Source organism: Ligilactobacillus acidipiscis DSM 15836, from assembly GCF_001435755.1.
In the GTDB taxonomy this organism is placed as follows: Bacteria; Bacillota; Bacilli; order Lactobacillales; family Lactobacillaceae; genus Ligilactobacillus; species Ligilactobacillus acidipiscis.
On record NZ_AZFI01000442.1, the window covers coordinates 1 to 219 of the forward strand.

Annotated in this window: 1 pseudogene; it reads left to right on the forward strand. The window is 42.5% G+C overall.

Annotation, left to right across the window (positions count from 1 at the left end):
* A pseudogene (locus FC65_RS12680) lies at nucleotides 1–219 on the forward strand (IS701 family transposase); the annotation flags it as partial.

Consider the following 219-nt stretch of genomic DNA (forward strand, 5'->3'; position numbering starts at 1 on the left):
CTTTCAAAGTAAAACGCTCAATTCTTACTACCATACCTTGGAAATTGTGGGGGCTAAATTAAATAAATTAGAAGTTTGCGTCTTATATCAACTGTGGCAGCTGCCGCAATTAACGGAACTCCTGGCACAATATCCGCTCTTATTTTTAGTGGATGACACCTTGCAGCCTAAATTCGGCCAGAAGTTCGCCCACGTTAAAGTTTTACACGACCATGCCCG